The 18,654-nt window shown below is 69.7% G+C and carries 19 protein-coding genes and 3 pseudogenes; 9 read left to right on the top strand and 13 right to left on the bottom strand.

What is annotated here, in order from left to right; translation table 11 throughout:
- The 4 genes from ACIBJF_RS30565 to ACIBJF_RS30550 all read right to left on the bottom strand — a co-directional run.
- A partial coding sequence (locus ACIBJF_RS30565) for a transposase (protein WP_399178504.1) occupies window positions 1-521 on the bottom strand: 521 nt, incomplete at its 3' end.
- A gap of 137 nt (window positions 522-658) precedes the next feature.
- The gene (locus ACIBJF_RS30560) at window positions 659-1,879 is read right to left on the bottom strand and encodes an RNA-guided endonuclease InsQ/TnpB family protein (protein WP_399178503.1); all 1,221 of its coding nucleotides are present in this window, start codon (window positions 1,877-1,879) and stop codon (window positions 659-661) included.
- Window positions 1,880-2,373: 494 nt separating this feature from the next.
- The gene (locus ACIBJF_RS30555) at window positions 2,374-3,033 is read right to left on the bottom strand and encodes a hypothetical protein (protein WP_399178501.1); all 660 of its coding nucleotides are present in this window, start codon (window positions 3,031-3,033) and stop codon (window positions 2,374-2,376) included.
- A 266-nt stretch (window positions 3,034-3,299) separates the two neighbouring features.
- Window positions 3,300-3,779 carry a hypothetical protein gene (locus ACIBJF_RS30550; RefSeq protein WP_399178499.1) on the bottom strand — a complete coding sequence of 160 codons (480 nt, stop codon included), beginning with the start codon at window positions 3,777-3,779 and terminating at the stop codon, window positions 3,300-3,302.
- 90 nt (window positions 3,780-3,869) lie between these two features.
- Here ACIBJF_RS30550 and ACIBJF_RS30545 point away from each other — a divergent pair.
- Window positions 3,870-4,109: pseudogene (locus ACIBJF_RS30545) on the top strand (HoxN/HupN/NixA family nickel/cobalt transporter); the annotation flags it as partial.
- A 188-nt stretch (window positions 4,110-4,297) separates the two neighbouring features.
- Window positions 4,298-4,597, top strand: coding sequence for a SpoIIE family protein phosphatase (locus tag ACIBJF_RS30540; RefSeq protein ID WP_399178497.1), 300 nt, complete (start codon window positions 4,298-4,300; stop codon window positions 4,595-4,597).
- Window positions 4,598-4,673: 76 nt separating this feature from the next.
- On the opposite strand, the gene ACIBJF_RS30535 is transcribed toward ACIBJF_RS30540, so the two are convergent.
- Window positions 4,674-5,414 (bottom strand): IclR family transcriptional regulator, encoded by a 741-nt coding sequence (locus ACIBJF_RS30535; protein WP_399178495.1) that lies wholly within the window; start codon window positions 5,412-5,414, stop codon window positions 4,674-4,676.
- A 179-nt stretch (window positions 5,415-5,593) separates the two neighbouring features.
- Here ACIBJF_RS30535 and ACIBJF_RS30530 point away from each other — a divergent pair, with 179 nt between their 5' ends.
- The 5 genes from ACIBJF_RS30530 to ACIBJF_RS30510 are packed head-to-tail and all read left to right on the top strand — an operon-like array spanning window position 5,594 to window position 10,277.
- Window positions 5,594-6,148, top strand: coding sequence for a 2,4'-dihydroxyacetophenone dioxygenase family protein (locus ACIBJF_RS30530; RefSeq protein WP_399178493.1), 555 nt, complete (start codon window positions 5,594-5,596; stop codon window positions 6,146-6,148).
- A 17-nt stretch (window positions 6,149-6,165) separates the two neighbouring features.
- The gene (locus ACIBJF_RS30525; protein ID WP_399178492.1) at window positions 6,166-7,383 is read left to right on the top strand and encodes a CaiB/BaiF CoA transferase family protein; all 1,218 of its coding nucleotides are present in this window, start codon (window positions 6,166-6,168) and stop codon (window positions 7,381-7,383) included.
- On the top strand, window positions 7,367-7,915 hold the full coding sequence (locus ACIBJF_RS30520; protein WP_399178490.1) for a MaoC family dehydratase N-terminal domain-containing protein: 549 nt from the start codon (window positions 7,367-7,369) through the stop codon (window positions 7,913-7,915). Before ACIBJF_RS30525 ends, ACIBJF_RS30520 begins: the two co-directional genes overlap by 17 nt.
- A complete protein-coding gene (locus ACIBJF_RS30515; protein WP_365333767.1) occupies window positions 7,915-8,361 on the top strand; it encodes a MaoC/PaaZ C-terminal domain-containing protein in 447 nt (148 codons plus the stop codon). Before ACIBJF_RS30520 ends, ACIBJF_RS30515 begins: the two co-directional genes overlap by 1 nt.
- Window positions 8,358-10,277, top strand: a complete 1,920-nt coding sequence (locus ACIBJF_RS30510; RefSeq protein WP_399178489.1) for an acyclic terpene utilization AtuA family protein — start codon at window positions 8,358-8,360, stop codon at window positions 10,275-10,277. Before ACIBJF_RS30515 ends, ACIBJF_RS30510 begins: the two co-directional genes overlap by 4 nt.
- A gap of 202 nt (window positions 10,278-10,479) precedes the next feature.
- Here ACIBJF_RS30510 and ACIBJF_RS30505 read toward each other — a convergent pair whose 3' ends face one another.
- The 5 genes from ACIBJF_RS30505 to ACIBJF_RS30485 all read right to left on the bottom strand — a co-directional run bounded on the left by ACIBJF_RS30505 (window position 10,480) and on the right by ACIBJF_RS30485 (window position 14,858).
- Window positions 10,480-11,640: an LLM class flavin-dependent oxidoreductase gene (locus tag ACIBJF_RS30505; protein ID WP_399178488.1), complete on the bottom strand. Its 1,161-nt coding sequence runs from the start codon at window positions 11,638-11,640 to the stop codon at window positions 10,480-10,482.
- 33 nt (window positions 11,641-11,673) lie between these two features.
- On the bottom strand, window positions 11,674-12,870 hold the full coding sequence (locus tag ACIBJF_RS30500) for an SfnB family sulfur acquisition oxidoreductase (protein WP_399178486.1): 1,197 nt from the start codon (window positions 12,868-12,870) through the stop codon (window positions 11,674-11,676).
- A complete protein-coding gene (ssuE, locus tag ACIBJF_RS30495; protein WP_399178484.1) occupies window positions 12,867-13,424 on the bottom strand; it encodes an NADPH-dependent FMN reductase in 558 nt (185 codons plus the stop codon). Before ssuE ends, ACIBJF_RS30500 begins: the two co-directional genes overlap by 4 nt.
- Window positions 13,425-13,465: 41 nt before the next feature.
- A complete protein-coding gene (gene sfnG, locus ACIBJF_RS30490; RefSeq protein WP_399178482.1) occupies window positions 13,466-14,602 on the bottom strand; it encodes a dimethylsulfone monooxygenase SfnG in 1,137 nt (378 codons plus the stop codon).
- Window positions 14,603-14,777: 175 nt separating this feature from the next.
- Window positions 14,778-14,858, bottom strand: a complete 81-nt coding sequence (locus ACIBJF_RS30485) for a putative leader peptide (RefSeq protein WP_351611030.1) — start codon at window positions 14,856-14,858, stop codon at window positions 14,778-14,780.
- A 137-nt stretch (window positions 14,859-14,995) separates the two neighbouring features.
- Between ACIBJF_RS30485 and ACIBJF_RS30480 the strand changes: the two genes are divergently transcribed.
- Window positions 14,996-15,922 carry a LysR family transcriptional regulator gene (locus tag ACIBJF_RS30480; RefSeq protein WP_399178480.1) on the top strand — a complete coding sequence of 309 codons (927 nt, stop codon included), beginning with the start codon at window positions 14,996-14,998 and terminating at the stop codon, window positions 15,920-15,922.
- 4 nt (window positions 15,923-15,926) lie between these two features.
- On the top strand, window positions 15,927-16,430 hold the full coding sequence (locus tag ACIBJF_RS30475) for an AAA family ATPase (RefSeq protein WP_399178479.1): 504 nt from the start codon (window positions 15,927-15,929) through the stop codon (window positions 16,428-16,430).
- 273 nt (window positions 16,431-16,703) lie between these two features.
- On the opposite strand, the pseudogene ACIBJF_RS30470 reads toward ACIBJF_RS30475, so the two are convergent.
- The 3 genes and pseudogenes from ACIBJF_RS30470 to ACIBJF_RS30460 form a co-directional block, all read right to left on the bottom strand.
- Window positions 16,704-17,853, bottom strand: a pseudogene (locus ACIBJF_RS30470) (LLM class flavin-dependent oxidoreductase).
- Window positions 17,846-18,001: pseudogene (locus ACIBJF_RS30465) on the bottom strand (LLM class flavin-dependent oxidoreductase); the annotation flags it as partial. The pseudogenes ACIBJF_RS30470 and ACIBJF_RS30465, both read right to left, overlap by 8 nt.
- An 88-nt stretch (window positions 18,002-18,089) precedes the next feature.
- Window positions 18,090-18,647, bottom strand: a complete 558-nt coding sequence (locus ACIBJF_RS30460) for an ABC transporter ATP-binding protein (protein ID WP_399178477.1) — start codon at window positions 18,645-18,647, stop codon at window positions 18,090-18,092.
- Window positions 18,648-18,654: the final 7 nt, after the last annotated feature.

Raw genomic sequence — 18,654 nt, 5'->3', positions numbered from 1 at the left:
AGGGCCTCCAGGGCAGCCCGCAGGGTCTCGCCCACGAACTCCATCCGGTTCAGCGTCCGCACCGCCGCGAGCACGTGGGTGGAGTCGGTCCGCTGACGGCCCCCCGCACGCAGCAGCCCGATCCCGGAGATTCGCTCAAGGACCAGGTCCAGGACCTTCTCCTCCAGACCATGCTCGATCAGCCGGGCACGGAAATCGCACAGCACGGAGAAGTCGAACCCCGGATCGTCCAGCTCAAGACCGAGGAGGAACTTCCAGTCCATCCGGGCCCTCACCTGGTCAGCGGCCTGCCGGTCGGTGAGCCCTTCGGCATACTGCAGCACCGACACCAGCGCCAATGCCCCGGGCGAGACCGCCGGCCGTCCCCGGCCGGGGAACGCCTCGGCGAAGGACTCGTCCTCGAACAGCGGACCGAGCGCCTCACGAACACGGACCGCAAGCGTCCCCTTCGGAAACGAAGCCCGCACCACCCGCGCAGTCAGCTCCGGCACCCCGCGATCAGCCCGCGGCTCCAGCGACATACAACCCCACCCTCGATCGACAAACATGCCGATCATGGCAGGCCTGCACACTCACCATCACCGTTTCACGGATTTCCCAACGGAGTCCTGAAGGGAGGGGATGCCTCACCCTCCAGGGCTGAGCGGGGATTTACGGCTCAGGCCGCCACCGGAGCCGGCGGCCCCGGTGGTCTTACGCCCTCGGCACCGTCCGGGTTCCAACCTGCCCGGACCAGCATCACGCGGGCGGAGTTCTTGTCCCTGGGGGACACCGCTCCGCACACGGTGCAGGCATACGTTCTCATCGACAGAGGCAGTGCGTGCTTGGTTCTCGCTCCGCACGTGGCACAGTCCATCGTGGTGTGCGCCGGGTGCACGAGACGGACCTCCCGCCCGTGCTTGCGGCCCATCTCGCACAGGGCACGCTTCGTCGCGGCGATGGCGGCATCGGCCGCCTTGCGGGCCATGGTCGTCTTCGCCAGGAACCTCGGCCTGAAGTCCTCCACCGCAACCCCGTCGTGGCCGCGCATCACGGACTTGGCCCACTTGCGGGCGGTGTCCTCACGCTGCCGGGCCACCTTCTTGTGCAGCTTCGCCGCCTGGGCCTGGGCCTTGCGGTAGCCGGCGGATGCGGGCTGTCCCTTGGGAGGCCGGCGCCGGGCCATCATCCGCTGGTACCTCGCCAGCCGCTGCGCGGCCCGCCTGCCGTGCTCGGCATGGGGGAGATCGTAGGCGTCGTCGGTGGTGGTGGCGGTCTCCTTCACACCCCAGTCCACCCCGAGCACGCGCCCCGTGCGGGCGAGCGGTTCACTCTGCGCGGCAACGACGAAGGACACATACCAATGTCCGAGCGTGTCCTGGTACACCCGCACACTCGACGGGTCGGCCGGAAGGGGCCGCGACCACACCACCGTCACCACGATCTGGCCCGCAAGGTGCAGGCGGCCGTCCTTGAGGCGGAAACCGCGCTTGGTGTAGTTGAGGCTGGGCCGCGCCTCACGCTTCTTCTTGAAGCGGGGCATCTGGGCCCGGCGCTGCTGCGGCAACCGATCCTTGATGTCCTTCAGCGCTTTGGCACGGGACCTGGCGAAGTCCCGAATCACCTGCTGCTGCGGCACGCTCGCGCCCTCAGCCAGCCACGGCGTCACCCCGCGGGCCTGGGTCAGCATCCTGTCCAACTGCCCCGGACCGCAGGTCACCTTCTCGCCCGTCGCCCGGCCCTGCACGTGGACCTGCTGGGACTTCGCGACGCATTCGTTCCAGATCCAGCGGCAGCGATCCCACTCGGCTTCGAGCCGGCGCCTGGCCGTGTTCGACAGGCGCACACGGAAGGTGTACCGGGCATGCCCGGTGTCCTTCGTGGTCGCCTCCGTCGTCATGCATCCGAACCTACCCGAGAGCACTGACAGTTGAGAGCTCTCGATGATCGTGGGCGACGTCACCGCCGTGCGGGGCGGACGCCGGATCGCCCTGACGGCGATCCAGCTATCCCTGCCCTGCTCCGCAGGAGTCCGATTCCTCCCCGGCCTGAAGGCCGGGGCATCCTCGGAGGAACCCGGTGAACCGCCCGGGCGCCCGGTCGGCCACCCACCGCAGCGGCAATCAAGGATCTCGTACTGCGACTAGCGTCCGCGATGGGGCCATGGGCGAATCCAACGTGAGCTGGCGCGGCTCGGGCACCAGTCAGCCAGTCGCGTGCGGCTGCGTACCCACACATCCCGGCAGCCCGGTGCGTGTTGAGAGGGTGGTACGCGAGCTGATGCCCGTTTTGCTATTTCGGTTGGGTGCAGATCCCTTCAGGGAACTGCACCTTTACGGATAACTGGAACATCGCAGGTCGCGCTCCCCCGGCGCTGCGGCCAGGCGTGGCACGTTACTCCTCGTCGATGGTCTGCAGCTCGACGGGCCGATCGGCCACGTCCACCGTCTGCGGCGTGGCCAGCAGCTTGTTCAGCCCAAGGGTCAACTGCACGACGAACACGCTCAGTAGGACGGCCAGGGCTATTCGGACCAGGCTGTAGCCGGCGTCGACGTTCGCCGCGGTCTCGTAGTCGCCGGGCGTTTGGAGGTTGGAGTTGGTCACGAACGAGACGTAGACCGCGGCGAAAACCGACAGGAACCACGCGCCGTAGGTCCAGACGACTCCGCGGCCGCCTGGCAGGGCCCTGATCCATCCCAGCCCGATGTCGGCGCGTGACATGGCGTTCGCGTGGCCGGCGCGCGCCCACCGCTGGTAGGCGTACAGAACTGCCATGAAGACTACGAAGCGCAACATGCTCGTGGTGTTGATCGTTTGGAGTGCGCTGTGCAAAGCCTGCCGGTCATAGCCGTTGTCAGCGGCGGCCAAGGCCCATTGGTGGGCCCGCGTGCGCTCGGCGTAGAACCGCACGGCCTCGGTGACGATGGATACCGCGGCTGCGGCCAGTACCATAAGCAGTGGGCCCGACAACGAGACCCGCCCGGGACTCACCTTGGACTGGACCAGCAACGCCGCCTTGTCGTTGCGCCCCCGACGCTGAGGCGGCTTCGACAAGTCGCTCTCCTGCTGACAGACCGGACACAGTCCTTTGATCCCGTCAAAGGCAACTCCACGCTGCCGACACTTCCGGCACGTCAGTAGCATCCCGCGCCCCCTCCTTGCTTGATCGCGGTTGAATTGAGCGCCGCATCCTATTGGGCCCGCCAGAGAGGCGTCGATACCTCCAACGCAGTGAAGATCGAGAATGGGTGCAGATCCCCTGAGGGGAGTTGCATCCATTTCGGCCGGCGCGGGCGGCCTGGCCGTGGGTCGATGGACGGCTACGGCCGCGGCCGGGTGAACAATCCCTGCTCGGTCTCGATCAGAATCCCGCGCTCGGCCAGCCGCTTGAGCTTCAGGCGGACGTTGTTCACGTGGTCGGGCGCGATCTGCACGTCCATCGCCTCGCACGCCGCCCGCGCCGGCAACGGGGAATCGGCCGCGGTGAACACCACCATGATCTCCTGATAGGCCGGATGGTCCGGCAGCTTCGGGGCCTGCGACGCGGGCGACTGCGGATCGGCAGCTCCAGCAGCGTCTTGCGGGTGATCCGGATTTCCTCGGCGGCCGTGTCGAGCCCGTCCGGCAGCCCGGTCAGCTCCACGATCTTCTCTCGGGTCGCCCTCGGCCTGCGCGGCAATCTCCCGAGCCCGCTCCTCCGGTCGTGCCAGTACCGTCCCCAAGGTCAGCTCGCCGCCGGTTGCGCCGCGCCATGCGGGGGCGGAGGTCCCGGTCAGCATCCTCGACATGCGGTCGCTCATGGCGCCTGATGGACCCGGCGGAGGTCTTCGCCGCCGGCGTTCGCCTGAGGGTCAGATACGGCATGCCGGTGCGCGCGAGGATCCTGGCCATCTGTCGCCGTCGCGCTGATCATCGGCACTGCCGAGCTGCTGGGCCTGCTCGCCGACAAGGCCGGCCTGCACGGCGCGTTCTGGGACTGGGTCGGCGGCCTGGACCTCAATATCATCGGCTTCGTCATCGTCGGCCTCTTCTTCGCCACGTGGGCTACTGCCCTGGCCGTGTGGAAGTTCGGCCGGATCGAGGAGAAGTGGAGCGCTCGGCTGCGGCCGGCCGAGCAGCAGGGCGACTGACGGCAATTGACACGTGAGCTCGGCGGATGCAGCCCCAACCGTTTCGCCGGAAGAGTGGACGGGGCCGCCGGCACAGCTGTGTCACCCAGTGGACGGGAGTCGGGCGAGGATATGGCTGAGGAACTCCTCGCCGGCGAGCTGGGCCACGACGCGTACCGGTACCGGTGTCCCAGCGTGTGGTGGCTGCCGTGCCGCAGGTGCGGAACGCCAGGTCTCGTAGCGCCAGGCCCTCTGCTGGGCGTCGGCCCCAAGGCGGAGTACCCCACCACGACGTCCCTCTGTCTCCCGGCACCCTCCTGGCCCTCTACACCGACGGACTCATCGAAATCCCCGGCAGCGACCACGAAACCGCCCTCGCCGACCTCGCGGCAGTGCTCTCCAAAGCCACCGGCCCGCTGGACGACGTCGCCGACACACGTCTCGCCTACGCCCAGCCATCAGGAGACCGCCCCGACGACACGGCCCTCCTGCTGGTGAAGATCTACTGAGGCCTGCGCCGGCGCTGCCGCGACGGCTGGACCTCGCCGGAGGGCGACAGCCGGGCCGCGCACCTGCGCAGGGGGATCAAGCGCGGTTGGGCTTGTACTGGGGGCCGAGAACGGCGACTGCCTTTTTGAGCTCTTCGCCGACGTCGTCGAGACGATCCGCGTCTGCGGGGTCGATCGCTGCACTGATAGCCGCTATCGGACTGCCGTCGGATGCCAACAGGGGCGTGGCCACGGCAAAGGCGTCCTTGAACGTGACTCCGCGGTTGAAGGCGAGTCCGCGGGAGCGGATCTCGGGGAGCTCGGCGAGGAACTGCCGGACCTCTCCTGCCTGCTCCGCGCTGGCCAGCTCCAGGAGCCGGTACATCTCCTCGTCGGGGACGTTGGCGAGCAGTGTCTTGCCGGCAGCGGTCGTGTAGAGGGGGCGGCGGGCGTGGGTGCGCGCGACGAACGTCAGACCGGGTGACTCCTGACCGGCATGGTCGGTGTAGACGAGGGCGTCCCCGACGCGCACCCCGGCGAGGACAGTGCAGCCGAGGACCTTGCTCAACTCGGCCAGCAAGTTGTGGTCGAGTGAAAGGGCGGCCAGCTTGTTCGCGCGCGCGGCGAGGATGAAGGGCCCTGGTCCGAGGTGGAACCGGCGGTCGTCCTCGATGAGATAGCCGCGAGCGAGAAGGCCGTTGGTCAGCTCCTGAACCGAGCTCTTCGCCGCGTCCAGGGTGGCTGCCAGCTCAGCCAGCGTCACGCCCCGCGGGCTCAGGGCCACGGCTTCGAGGATCCCGATCACTCGGTCGACCGTGCGATGCGGGCGGACGGGCATGCGCCGATGTTAGCACCGCCCTCCCGAAAAAAGTCCGTGCACACGTCTTGTCAGAGAGACGTGGATCACCTTAGCGTCCCTGCCATCCGGAAATACGGCCTGACGTACGAAAATACGTACGACACCTTGCGTGATCGCATGTCCCGGAATATCAGCACTCGCACCGAAAGGCCCGAAACATGACCGCACCCGTCTCTCCCGGCGTGGCCATCACCGGCAGCGGCGCCCCGCTGCCGCTGGTCGCTCTGCCGCAGGGTGAGCTCCTGACCGTCAACATCGACCAGATCCCGCTGCTCAAGGATCTCGTCGGCCCCGGCATTCACATCCAGACGCTGCGCCTGGACCCCGAGCGCGGCGAGTGGGTGTTCCTGGCCACCTTGGCGCCCGGTTGCAAGCTGCCGCTCCACTACCACACCGGTCCGGCTCAGGTGTGGACGATCCAGGGCCGCTGGCTGTACCACGAGTACCCCGACCAGCCGCAGACCGCGGGCTCCTACCTGTACGAGCCCGGCGGCTCGGTGCACACCTTCTACTGCCCCGAGGACAACACCGAGGACACCGTTGCCCTGGCCTGGATCGAGGGTGCGCAGGTCAGCTTCAACGAGGACGGCACCTTCCACTCGGTCATGGACGCGGTGACCCTCCAGCACCTGACCGAGACCGGGGCGGAGACGCAGGGCACCGGACCGATCCCCTACATCCACGGCGGCGGCGCCGGTGTGATCAAGCCCTGACCGGCAAAGGAGCAGCCATGCGACCGGCGTTCGACGGCATCCGGGTCCTGGAACTGGGCCAGATCTACAACGGCCCCTACTGCGGGCTTCTGCTCGCACAACTGGGCGCCGACGTCATCAAGGTCGAGCCACCCGGCGGTGAGCCACTGCGCTTCCGCTCGCACGAGCCCATCGAGTCCCACGAGTTCGTGATGCTCAACTCCAACAAGCGCAGTGTGGTGCTCGACCTGAAGACCGACGCCGGTCGCCAGGCGCTCCTCGACCTGGTCGGGACCGCCGACGTGCTCATCGAGAACTACGCGCCCGGCACGATGGAGCGCCTCCAACTCAGCCCGGAGCGGCTCCTGGAACACAACCCGCGTCTGGTCGTGGCCTGCGGCAAGGGCTACGGGTCCACGGGCCCGTACGCCCACATGTCGGCCATGGACATCACCGTGCAGGCGATGTCCGGAAGCGCCTCGGCCACCGGAGTGCCCGACGGGCCGCCGACCAAGGCCGGCGCCGCGTTCGTGGACTTCTCCGGCGGCATCCACCTGTTCGGGGCGATCAGCGCGGCCCTGTTCCAGCGCGAGCGCACGGGACGGGGGCAGATCGTCGAGGTCTCGATGCACGACACCATCTACCCGATGCTGGCATCCAGCCTCGGCGGCCTGCACAACCACCCCGAACGGCAGCTTCCCGAGCGCACCGGGAACCGGCATACGGGTATGGCGGTCGCGCCGTACAACATCTACCGGACCAGCGACGGATGGCTGGCGATCATCTGCATCGCCGAGCGGCACTGGCGCGGCGTGGCGACCGCACTGGGCCGGCCCGAGCTGATCGACGACCCCAGGTTCCGCACGCAGAAGGACCGGGTCGCCCACATCGACGCGGTCGACGAAGAGGTCTCCTCCTGCACCAGGACCCGGACGCGTGCCGAGCTGGTGCGGGACCTGCAGGCCGCCGGTGTGCCCTGCGCGCCGGTGAAGTCGATCCGCGAGATCGACTCGGACGAGCATCTGATCGAGCGCGGCATGATCCAGTACGTCGAGCACCCGGCCCGGGGCCGGGTGCCGGTCCCAGGATGCCCCCTGAGGCTCAGCGACTCACCGGTGGACCCGCTGCGGGCCGCGCCGCCGCTGGGCCGGTCGACACGGGAGGTTCTCGCGGAGCTTCCCGGCCACGCGAATGCGGCCGGCGAAGCCGGCACCCAGATCAACGGTGAGGATCCCCGGCATGTCCTTCACACCTGAACCCGGCACTCCGCTGGCGGAGTACTACGCCCAGACCCAGCCGCGGACCGGAGCTGTCCTCACACGCCGGAGCCTCGGCACGCTGGACGCGGTGACCATCGGCCGCTACGCACTGACCATCGGCGCCACGGACCCGGTCCACTACGACGCGGCGGCCGCACGCTCGGCCGGGTACGCGGATGTCGTGGCGCCACCGAACATGCTCGCCGCGATCGTGGAGTGGGGCATCGGCACCCCGGAGGCGCAGCTCCAGCCCGACGGAACCCCCGTCGGCGGTGACACACCCCTCGGTGACGGCGCCCTGGGGCTGCGCGTGATGGGCGCTGGCGAGGAGATGGAGCTGGTCTCTCCCGTGACCGCGGGGACGGAGGTGGTCCTCGAGGCCACCCTGGAGGCGGTCACCCCCAAGCAGACCCGCTCCGGCACCTGCGTGTTCGTCACCACCATCAACACGTTCATGTCCGCCGAGGGTGCCGTCCTCAATCGCAACCGGCGCACCGTCGTACTGCGCAACCCCTTGCAGGAGTCGTAGTGTCCATCAGCTTCCAGGCCGGGGACATGCTCCCCCGGCTCAAGCACACGGCCACGCCCTTTCAGCTGTTCCGCTACAGCGCGGTCACCTGGAACCCGCACCGCATCCACTTCGACGACCGCTATGCACGAGAGGAGGGCCACGGCTCTGTCGTGCTGCACTCCCACCTGCGGGCGGCGCTCGCCCTGCGCTGCGTCACCGAGGGTCTCGGACCGGAGTGGCGCGTGACGAAAGTCGCCTACCGCCTGCGCAAGCCCGCCTATGCGCCGGCCAACCTGGTCTACACCGCCCGGGTGACGCAGGTCGAGGGTGACCGCATGACCCTCGAGCTGGTCGAGGAGCACCCCTCCGGCGAGGTGGGGTTCGAAGGGACGGTACGGGTCAGCAGGACCGGGGGCGAGAACACCGGCGGTCTTGGTACCTCTACACCGAAAGAGTCGGCATGACGTCAGCATCAGTACCGGGGCAGCGTCCCCTCCGCGTCGGGAACTGCTCCGGCTTCTACGGCGACCGCGCATCGGCCATGGCCGACATGGCCCGAGCGGGCGGCATCGACGTCCTCACCGGTGACTACCTCGCCGAGGTCACGATGCTGATCCTCGGCAAGGCGCGCGCCAAGGACAGCACGAAGGGCTACGCGACCACCTTCCTGCAGCACCTCGACGCGGCGCTCGAGCACCTCGTCGCGAACGGGATCAGGCTCGTGGTCAACGCCGGAGGACTCAACCCCGCCGGGCTGGCCGCCGCGACCCGTGAACTGGTCGCACGCCACGGTCACGACCTGCGGGTCTCCCACATCGAGGGCGACGACGTCTTCGGCAGCCTCGACGATCTGCGGCAAGCGGGCCATACCCTGCCCCACCTGACGACCGGTCAGCCGCTGTCGGACTGGCCGCACCAGCCGCTGACGGCCAACGCCTACCTGGGCGGATTCGGCATCGCGCGCGCCCTCCGCAACGGCGCCGACATCGTCGTCACCGGCCGCGTCACCGACGCCTCGTTGGTCGTCGGGCCGGCCGCCTGGTGGTGGGGATGGACGCCTGACGACCACGACGCCCTGGCCGGCGCGGTCGCCGCCGGACACGTCATCGAATGCGGGCCACAGGCGACCGGCGGCAACTTCTCCGGGTTTCGTACCGTGCCCGACCTCGTGGAGCCGGGGTTCCCGATCGCCGAAATCGCCGCGGACGGCTCCTCGGTGATCACCAAGAACCCGGGCACCGGCGGTGTGGTCACCCATGACACGGTCACCGCCCAACTGCTCTACGAGATCGGTGAGCCCGCCTATCTCAACCCGGACGTGACCGCCCACCTGGACACCGCCACGCTGACTGGCCTCGGCGAGGACCGCGTCCGGATCAGCGGCGTGCGGGGCTCAGCGCCACCCGAGACGACCAAGGTCGCGATCACAGGGGTGGGAGGCTGGACGAACAGCGCGATCCTCGCGCTCACCGGCACGGACCTCGACGCGAAGGCCGCCCTGGTCGAGCGATTCGTCCACCGCTACGCCGAGGCCGCCGACGGGCTCGACGCGGTCGCCGTCGAGCGCATCGGGCAGGCCCAGCACGACCCCGACACCCAGAACGCGGGAACCGAGCTGCTCAGGATCACCGTGCAGGGGACGCAGCAGGCCGCCGGGCGCGCCTTCTCCTCGCGCGTGGTGGAGCTGGCTCTGTCCAGCTACCCCGGGCTGTACTCCCTTGGCCCTCCGCAACCGGGGTCCGCGTTCGGTGCCTACTGGCCCGCACTGCTCGACCAGCGGACGCTTCATCACACGGTCCATCACCACGACGGCACGACGGAGACCATCGCCCCCGGCAACCCGGACGACACCGGTGGCGAGGTGACGCCGCGGGCCGAGCCGGCGCTCCCGCCGCAACCGGTGCCTGCACCACGGACGGACGAACTCATCGTCGCCCCACTCGGTGAGATCGTGCACGCCCGCTCCGGCGACAAGGGCGGCGACGCGAACCTCGGCGTCTGGGTACGCGACCGTGAGGCATGGGACTGGCTCAAGTCCACCCTCACCATCGACGAGCTGCGGCGCCTTCTTCCCGAAACGCGCGAACTGGAGATCTCACGCTACGAACTCCCCCACCTGGGCGCGGTCAACTTCCTCATTCGAGGACTGCTCGGGACCGGCGCGACCTCGACACTGCGGCTGGACGCGCAGGCCAAAGCGCTCGGCGAATGGCTGCGCTCACGGAGCATCAAGGTGCCGCGATCTCTGGTGCCGGCCGCGCCGTGGAGGCGTTCGCGGAGCGTGGCGCCGCCGGACGGGGCCGGGATCCTGCCGCGGCTGCGCAGTTCCGGGACGACCAGGTCGACGAAGTCGGCGAAGGTGCCAGGGGTGGTGGCGTAGACGAGGTTGAAGCCGTCGAACCTCGGCGCCTCCGTGGGAGCGGGGGACTGGTGATGCCCAGCAGCCCGGGGTCCGACAGTTCGTCGAGTTCTGTGCACGGCAGAACGCGTTCGGCCTCGCGCAGGGCGGCCTCGCGGGCGAACTTGGCGGGCCGGCTCGGCGGCGACGGCGACCGCCTCGGCGTCATCGGCGATCACATGGGTCATCGCGCGCTCCCGGCACCGGCGAAGGGGACCTGGGCGGCGGGGGCCACCTGCTGCCCGTACGGGTGCCGCCACAGACCCTGCGCCTGAAGCTTCGGCAGAACGCCCTCGCCGAACCAGTACGCCTCCTCCAGATGCGGATAGCCGGAGAAGATGAACTCCTCGACGCCCAGGGCCGCGTACTCCTTGATCCGCTCGGTGACCTCCTCGTGGCTGCCGACCAGAGCCGTGCCCGCTCCGCCGCGTACCAGCCCGATACCGGCCCACAGGTTGGGATGGATCTCCAGCCCGTCGCGACTTCCGCCACTGTGCAGGGCGAGCATGCGCTGCTGCCCTTCGGACTCGCTGCGGGCGAGCCCGGCCTGCACCGACTTCACCGTCTCCGGATCGAAACCGTCCAGGAGCCGGTTCGCCTCCGCCCAAGCCTGCTCGGACGTATCGCGCGTGATGACGTGCAACCGGATCCCGAACCGGATATTGCGGCCCTCCTTGGCGGCCAACCCCCGGATCCAGGCGATCTTCTCGGCGACGGCGGTGGGCGGCTCACCCCAGGTGAGGTAGACGTCGACATGCCTGGCGGCAACTTCTCCGGCGATCGGCGAGGAGCCCCCGAAGTACACCTCGGGCACCGGGTCGGGCACCCGGGCCAGCCTGGCGTCCTCGACCTGGAGGTGCTCGCCGGCGAGGTCGACGCTCTTGCCCTCCCACAGCCCCCGGACGATTTCCAGGAATTCGCCGGTACGGCGGTACCGCGCGTCCTTGTCGAGGAAGTCCCCGTAGGCCCGCTGCTCGTGGCTCTCGCCGCCGGTGACGACGTTGAGCAGGAGCCGTCCGCCAGTCTGCCTCTGGAAGGTGGAGGCCATCTGCGCCGCGAGCGTCGGCGAGACGAAGCCGGGGCGGAAGGCGACGAGGAACTTCAGACGCTCGGTGTTCTGGCTGACCATGGCGGTGGTCAGCCACGCGTCCTCGCACCACGCGCCGGTCGGCGTGAGAGCGCCGACGAAGCCGAGGTCCTCGGCGGCGCGGGCGATCTGGCTCAGGTAGGCGACCGTCGGTGGCCGGTCGCGCCCGGACTGCGTGGCGGGGGTGCCGTGGCCGCCGCCGACGACGTGGCGGCTGTCACCGTTGGTGGGCAGGAACCAGTGAAAGGTGAGGGACACGTGAGGGCTCCGATCGGTGTTCGTCAGCGTTCGTCACAGGAGGCCGTGCCGGGGCGGCCTGGTGCCGTTGAGCACGTAACGGCCGATGTGCTGAACCTTCCAGCGGGCAGGGTCGTGCAGGGTGTGGGTGCGCGCGTCGCGCCAATGGCGATGCAGTCCCAGGGAGTCGAGCGCCGAGCGGGTGCCCGACACCTCGAAAAGGGCGCTGGCGACCTCCACGGCGGCCTCGGCCGCCGTCACTTTTGCGGTGGCCACCGCGATCGAGGCCTCGGCGGCAGAGTCGTCGGTCAGGTCGGCGCGGGCGTCGTCGACCACGCGGGCGGCCTCGCGAAGCAACGCTTCGGCAGCCCTTTCCCTGATCGCCAGTTCGCCGAACCGCTGGATCAGCAGCGGATCCTCCGCGGCGGTCGCGTGCCCCTCGGCGGCGCTCTCGAACCAGGGGCGGCTCTTCGTACGGACGAACTCCACCGCCTCGGCCAGCGCCCCGGAGGCGATCCCGGCGTCGATGGCCGCGTGCAACAACTGAGCTACCGCGCCGTGGAGTTGGGGGCCATGGAAGGTGAGGTGGTGCGGCACGACGCGGTCGGCGGGCACGGGCACCGACTCCAGGCGGACGGTTCCGCTGGCGGTGGTGCGCTGTCCCATGCCGTCCCAGTCGTCCACGACCGTGAGGCCGGGCGCGTCGCGCGGGACGTACGCCACGTGCAAGGTGTCGTCCTCGGTGCGGGCGAGGACGGGGATCCAGTGGGCGAACAGCGCGCCGGTGGAGTAGTGCTTGACGCCGTCAAGGACGTACGACCCGTCCGGGAGCCGGGCGAGGCGGGTGCGGATGTCCTGGACGTGCTGGGTGCCCGCCTCGGACTGGGCGTTGCCGAACCGCTTGCCGGCCAGTACCTCGCCGAAGAAGAACTCCTGCTGCTCGTCGGTCCCGTGCCGGCGCAGCACGTTGACGTACACGAAGTGGCTCTGCGGGATCTGGGCCAGGCTGGCGTCGGCGGCGGCCAGCAGTCGGAAGATCTCGGCGAGCGTGTCCGCACGGACGTCCGCGCCGCCGAACCGGGCGGGCACGGTCACGGCGAGCAGCCCGGAGGCGGACAGCCGCTCCAGCTCCGCGTGGGGGAGCCTGCGCCGCGCGTCCCGCTCGGCGGCGCCCTTGCGGAAGTCCGCGGCCAGCTCCGCGGCCACGGCGAGGGCCTCGGCGTCGTCCGCGATGACGTGCGCGGCGCTCATCCGGCGGCCGCCAGCAGCGTCGTACGGCCGCCCAGCGCGGCCGAGAACTGGTCCGTGACCTGCGCCAGAGCCTCGGCCGATCCCGGCGCGACTTTCAGCGTGCCGTCCTCGCCCACCGTGATGTCCTTGTCGAGCGTGAACCAGCCCGGCGTGATGTGCGCGGGGCCCATGGAGGCCAGCACCGGGCGCAGAGCGTAGTCGATGGCCAGGACGTGGGCGATGGTGCCGCCGGTGGCCAGCGGGAGGACCGTCTTGCCCGCCAGGGCGTACTGCGGGAGCAGGTCGAGCAGGGACTTCAGCAGTCCGGAGTAGGCGGCCTTGTAGACGGGGGTTCCGATCACCACCCCGTCCGCCTGCTCGAACAGGGCGCTGGCCCGGACGATCGCCGGGTGACCGAAGTCGGCCCCGAGCAGCGCCTCGGCAGGCAGGGTACGAACGTCCAGCGCAATCACCTGGTGCCCCTGGGCGATGAGCCGCTCGTCCAGGTGGCGCAGCAGCCGAGCGGTGCGGGAGGTGGCGGAGGGGCTTGCGGAGACGGACAGGACAGTGGCCATGGGAGGACCTTTCGGTTCGTCGTTTCGTGTGCGGGCCGCGGTCAGGCGTGGGCGGCGGCGGGCTCGGACGCGGCTTCCTGTGCCTCCAGTTCGCGCACCAGGGGCAGCACCCGCTTGCCGAAGTACTCGACCTCCTCCAGGTAGTGCAGGAAGCCGAGGAGGAAGAGGTCGACGCCGAGCCGCTTGTAGGCGACGATCCGCTCGGCGATCTGCTCGGGGGTGCCGATCAGACCCGTGCGAAATCCGTCGTTGTACTGGACAAGGTCCTCGAACGTGGAGTCCTGCCACATGCCCTTGCCGTCGCCGGTGGACGGACCGGCCTGCTGGACGGCGTCGCGGAAGCCGTGCACGGCCTGTGTGTCGGCCTTGGCGACGATCTCGCGGAGCGTCTCGCGGGCCTCGGCCTCGGTGTCGCGGGCGATGAGGAAGCCGTTGAGGCCGAACTTCGGTGCCGTGCGGCCCGCTTGGGCGGCGGAGGCGCGGACGTCCTGGATCTGCTCGGTGACGCCGTCGAAGTCCTTGCCGTTGGAGAAGTACCAGTCGGAGACGCGGCCGGCCATGGCGCGCGCGGCGGTGGAGTTGCCGCCCTGGAAGATCTCCGGGTGCGGACGCTCGGGGGTGTTCAGCGGCTTGGGCTTGAGGGAGAAGTCACGCAACCGGTAGAAGTCACCGGCGAGCTCGGCGTGGTCCTCGGTCCAGATCTTCCGCAGGGCGCGAATGAACTCCTCTGAGCGCCGGTAGCGCTCGTCGTGCTCCAGCCAGGGCTCGCCCAGCGCGGTGAACTCGCCCTTGAACCAGCCGCTGACGACGTTGACGGCGAAGCGGCCGTTCGACAGGTGGTCGGCGGTGGCGCCGAGTTTGGCGAGGACGCCCGGGTGCCACAGGCCGGGGTGGACGGCGGCGATGACCTTCAGCCGCTGGGTGGCGAGCAGCAGGGCGAGGCTGAAGCTGGTGGACTCGTGCTGGTACTCGGCGCCGTAGCTGGCCATGTAGCGGACCTGGCTGAGCGCGTAGTCGAAGCCGTTGTTCTCGGCGAGGACGGCGAGTTCGCGGTTGTACTCGTACCCCCAGTCGGTGCGCTGCTCGACGGTGCTGGTGACCAGACCGCCACTGACGTTCGGCACCCAGTAGGCGAAGCGGACGGGATCGGATCCGGGGTATGCGGAGGATGCGGGCATGGGAACTCCTGGCAGGAGAATGCTGCGCGGGCAGGACGAATGAGCTCCGCGGAATTCAGGCACGCTGGAGCGGCGTTTCCGGGAAAGCCGTCGTCGCGACGGAAATGAGCCGGGACCGGAATTCACGGAAGGAAGTCACAGAGGGAGCGGGTGGGAGGGTTTCCCTCGGGCGCGCTCAGACCCGACAGCGACAGAAGGCGCTGGAAACACGCGCAAGGTCGACGTGGAGTCGCCGCGTGAGGTCCTGTCGCTTCATGCCACCGATCGAACCAGGAGGGAGTCCGGCCGGTCAAGAATGCCCGGATGTGATTCCACATGGTGAGAGTCGGTATTCACGAGGTTGTGACAGGGATTCCCTTGAACCCGGTCCCGGGAGGGCGCAGTCTCCTGTTCGTGCGTATCGAACAGCTCGAATACATCGCTGCCGTCACACGGCTCGGTTCGCTGCGGCGCGCCGCCGAGGAACTGCATCTGTCCCAGCCGGCGCTCAGCGAGACCGTACGCAATCTGGAGCGCGAGCTCGGCGTGGACCTGCTGGAGCGCAAGCGGTCCGGGGCGAAGATCAGCGACGAGGGACGCGAGCTGCTACCGCACATCATGAGCGTGCTGGACGCGGTCGACCGGCTGCGCGGCGCGGCCGGAGACCAGCACCGCATCAGCCGCATGGTCCGACTCGGCACAGTGAACACGGCTACCGTCCCGCTGGTCATCCCGACCGTGCGCGAGTTCCGGTCCTCGCACCCGGTCACCCAGGTGGAGTTGGTCGGCGCGCAGCAGGCCGACATCCACCGCGGCCTGTTGGAGGGCGCCTTCGACCTGGGACTGGTGAACTACCTCCGGGGCGACGACATTCCGCCCGGCTTCGAGACGACGGAGTTGCTCTGCGGCCGGCCGGTGGTGTGCGTGCGTCCGGACAGTCCGCTGGCGGCCCTGGAGGCGGTGGACGCGGACAGTCTTCTGGCCGAGCCGCTGGTCGTGATGCGGTCCGGCTATGTGATGCACCGTTTCGTGCACCGGCTGCTCCGCGGCCGGACTCCGTCCTTCTCGTACTCCACCGACGGCGCGGAGATGGGCAAGCTGATGGTGGCCGAGGGGCTGGGGGCCACGGTGCTGCCGGACTTCAGCGTCGTCGGCGACCCGCTGGAGCGACGGGGCGCGATCACTGTGCGGCCGCTCGCGGGGGATGCCACCGACGTGCTGCTGGTACTGCAGCGCCGCCATTCCGGCTCCGTTCCGCGGGCGGTCCGCGACCTGTACGAGCTCTTCGTGCGCAACGCCCAGGCGTACGGCGCTTCTTCGCGACGGCTGACGGAGGGATGATCCTGTGCTCATCGTCATGGGCGGCCTGCCCGGCACCGGCAAGACCACGCTCGCCCGTCTCCTGGCGGCCCGGATCGGTGCGGTCCATCTGCGGGTCGACACCATCGAGCAGGCGATCGTCCGTTCCGGGGTGGCCCGGCGCCCGGTTGGTCCCGTGGGCTACGCCGTCGGATATGCCCTGGCCGAGGAACATCTGCGGCAGGGGCTGACCGTGATCGCGGAATCGGTCAATCCGCTGAGTGTGACGCGTGACGCCTGGCGGGACACGGCCGTCAGGGCGGGCGTGCGTGTCGTCGAGGTGGAAGTGGTGTGCTCGGATCCGGCGGAGCACCGGCGCCGCGTGACCTCGCGGTGGGCCGACATTCCAGATCTGCCGCTGCCGGACTGGCAGCAGGTCGTCGACCGGGAGTACGAGCCGTGGGACCGCGAGTGCGTCGTCGTCGACACCGCGGGACAGAGCCCGCAACAGTCACTGGCTCTGCTCCTCCGGGGCCTGGCATCGGGCTGACCGGTACCGGGCGGCTGTGCAAGCACCCGGCTCGGCCAAGTCGTCGCGTACGTCCGGCGGTTCAAGCACCCCGATGCCGGGACCCGAAGTCCAGGAGGCGGCGTCGGGCCGCGAGCGGAGAGCCGCGGCGAAGGACGCACACGAGGTCGTCTCAGCATGGTTGTCTTCACGTGGTCGCCTTCACGCAAAAAGGTCTTGCGCTGTCGGCGCGGTGACGAGGCGGGCCGCGCCGAAGCGGTCGCGTGCAGCCGGTCGGTGGGGTACTCCCGAACGTCAGCTCGACTGGAAGGAGTGACCCCGTCGGCGCCATTCCTCCGCGAGCAGTTCGTATGAACGGACCCGGTCCGTATGGTCGTGGGTGATGGTCGTGATGAGCAACTCGTCGGCGCCCGTGGCCTCCTGGAGCCGTTCCAACTGGTCGGCCACCCGGCCCGGTGAGCCGACGAACTGGGTGTCGAGGCGGTCCTGCACGAGGGCCCGGTCCTCGTCGGTCCATGGGTGGGCGCGCGCTTCCTCCGGCGTCGGGTACTCGATGGCGCCCTCGGCGGTGCGGATGCTGCGGACCCACGGGCCGTAGCCGGTGGCGAGTGCGCGGGCGGTGGCGTCGTCCTCGGCGACGACGACGTCCGCCGAGACGCTGACGTACGGCTTGTCGAGGAACTCGGAAGGCCGGAAGAAGGAGCGGTAACGCTCCACCGCCTCCAGGACCGTGGCCGGGCTGACGTGGTAGTTCGCCGCCAACCGCACACCGTTGCGGCCCGCGACAGCGGCGCTCTGACCACCGCTGCTGCCCAGGATCCACACCTCCACGTCGGCGCCCTCCCCCGGCACGACGTGCGCCTCGACGCCCTCCGGGGAGCGGTAGGTGCCGGCGAGCAGGGCGAGGATGTCGTCGATCTGCTCGGCGTAGTCCTGTGACTCGGCGCCCGGCAGGAGAAGCAGCCTGCGCTGCAGCGCGATGCGGGGTGATCCGAGCAGATGCTCGAAGGAGAAGCGGGGCGGGATCAACAGGCCGTTCGGGGCGCGGCCGTCGACGACCGGGGTCGCCGTCGGCAACGGTGCGGCCGGCTGTCCCGGCGGGCGGCCGCCCGAGCGGCCCAGGCCCAGATCGAAGCGGCCCGGGTGCAGCGCGTCGAGCAGGCCGAACTCCTCCACCGTGGACAGCGCCGTGCGGTGCCCGAGCTGCACGGCCCCGGAACCGAGCCGGATGGTGGAGGTGGCGGATGCAGGTCAGGGCCAGGACCACTGCGGGGGACGTGCCGGCCACGCCCGGATTGAGGTGGTGCTCGGCGAACCAGTAGCGGGCATATCCGAAGCGCTCGGCCTGCTGTGCGAGGTCGATGGAGTTGCGCAGGGCATCGGCTGCCGTCGAGCCGGAGGGGATCGGGACCAGGTCGAGCACGCCGAGGGCAATATCAGACATGGACGGACTCCTGGGTGAGCGGTGGCGCCGGAAGCACGGGTCCCCACACGAACGGCGGGTCCGGGATCTCGCGGCGCAGCACGGGGGCGGCCTTGGACTGGAACAGCTCGAGAGAGGCACGGTGCTGGGACTCCATCAGCCCGCTCGCGCGGCGGCGCCGCGGTCGACGATCCGGCCCGCGCGCAGCAGCGCGATCTCGCCGCACAAGGTCTCCGCCTCCTCCAGGTAGTGAGTTGTCAACAGCACAGTGCCGCCAGCCGCGTTGAGGCCTTTACCGACCCGCCAGATCTCCGAGCGCAGCTCGACGTCGACGCCGGCCGTCGGCTCGTCGAGGATGAGCAGGCGGGGCCGGTGCATGAGGCCCGCGCGAGGACGAGGCGCCGTTGCATGCCGCCGGAGAGTTCGTAGGCGCGTACGTCGGCCTTGTCGTCGAGGCGGAACAGGGCGAGCAGTTCATCCGCGCGCCGGGCGGCCGCCTTCCGGCCGATGCCGTGGTATCCGGCGTGGTAGATCAGGATCTGCCGGATGGACAGGAACCGGTCGACGTTGATCTCCTGCGCGGCCAGGCCGAGGAGCCGACGGGCCTGACGGCTGCGGTGGTCGTGGCCGAAGACGGAGAGGGCGCCGGCGGTGGGTCGGACGATGTTGCACACCGAGCCGATCAGCGTGGTCTTCCCGGCGCCGTTCGGGCCCAGCAGACCGAAGAAGGCGCCGTCCGGTATCTCCAGGTCGACCCCGGCCACCGCGGTGAAGCCGCCTTCGTAGGTCTTGCGAAGGCCCTCGACCCGCAGCACGGGCGGA

It is taken from the genome of Streptomyces sp. NPDC050743, assembly GCF_044456925.1.
Taxonomy (GTDB): domain Bacteria; phylum Actinomycetota; class Actinomycetes; order Streptomycetales; family Streptomycetaceae; genus Streptomyces.
Note: the sequence above shows the minus strand (reverse complement) of the source record. Positions and strands in the feature narration are given on the sequence as shown.

Bases quoted from the DNA above. Each gene is read 5' to 3' on its own strand.
- ACIBJF_RS30535 (WP_399178495.1), bottom strand. From the start codon at position 5,414: ATGCCCGTCCGCCCGCATCGCACGGTCGACCGAGTGATCGGGATCCTC.
- ACIBJF_RS30510 (WP_399178489.1), top strand. From the start codon at position 8,358: ATGACGTCAGCATCAGTACCGGGGCAGCGTCCCCTCCGCGTCGGGAAC.
- sfnG (WP_399178482.1), bottom strand. From the start codon at position 14,602: ATGCCCGCATCCTCCGCATACCCCGGATCCGATCCCGTCCGCTTCGCC.
- ACIBJF_RS30560 (WP_399178503.1), bottom strand. From the start codon at position 1,879: ATGACGACGGAGGCGACCACGAAGGACACCGGGCATGCCCGGTACACC.
- ACIBJF_RS30530 (WP_399178493.1), top strand. From the start codon at position 5,594: ATGACCGCACCCGTCTCTCCCGGCGTGGCCATCACCGGCAGCGGCGCC.
- ACIBJF_RS30550 (WP_399178499.1), bottom strand. From the start codon at position 3,779: ATGAGCGACCGCATGTCGAGGATGCTGACCGGGACCTCCGCCCCCGCA.
- ACIBJF_RS30525 (WP_399178492.1), top strand. From the start codon at position 6,166: ATGCGACCGGCGTTCGACGGCATCCGGGTCCTGGAACTGGGCCAGATC.
- ACIBJF_RS30485 (WP_351611030.1), bottom strand. From the start codon at position 14,858: ATGAAGCGACAGGACCTCACGCGGCGACTCCACGTCGACCTTGCGCGT.
- ACIBJF_RS30520 (WP_399178490.1), top strand. From the start codon at position 7,367: ATGTCCTTCACACCTGAACCCGGCACTCCGCTGGCGGAGTACTACGCC.
- ACIBJF_RS30500 (WP_399178486.1), bottom strand. From the start codon at position 12,870: ATGAGCGCCGCGCACGTCATCGCGGACGACGCCGAGGCCCTCGCCGTG.
- ssuE (WP_399178484.1), bottom strand. From the start codon at position 13,424: ATGGCCACTGTCCTGTCCGTCTCCGCAAGCCCCTCCGCCACCTCCCGC.